This is a genomic window from Turicimonas sp. TL08 (assembly GCF_054660695.1).
This window is the reverse complement of the sequence record NZ_BAAGDP010000079.1, coordinates 1-341: the sequence shown is the minus strand read 5'-3', so window position 1 is coordinate 341 and position 341 is coordinate 1. Positions and strand designations below refer to the sequence as shown.

At 47.2% G+C, this 341-nt stretch carries 1 rRNA gene; it reads left to right on the top strand.

What is annotated here, in order from left to right:
- Nucleotides 1-341, top strand: a 23S ribosomal RNA gene (locus ACYQ4O_RS13030); the annotation flags it as partial.

Genomic DNA, 341 nt, shown 5'->3' with positions numbered 1-341 from the left:
ATGATGAATACATAGTCATGCGAGGCGAACGAGGAGAACTGAAACATCTAAGTATCCTCAGGAAAAGAAATCAACCGAGATTCCGGCAGTAGCGGCGAGCGAACCCGGAGCAGCCTAGTTTTTGATAGTTTGGATGATAGAAAAATGAGATGGAAAGCTCAGCCAAAGAAGGTGATAGCCCTGTATTTAAAATTGTCCGAATGGTACTAAGAAGACGAGAAGTAAGGCGGGACACGAGGAATCCTGTCTGAAGATGGGGGGACCATCCTCCAAGGCTAAATACTAGTGATCGACCGATAGTGAACCAGTACCGTGAGGGAAAGGCGAAAAGAACCCCGGGA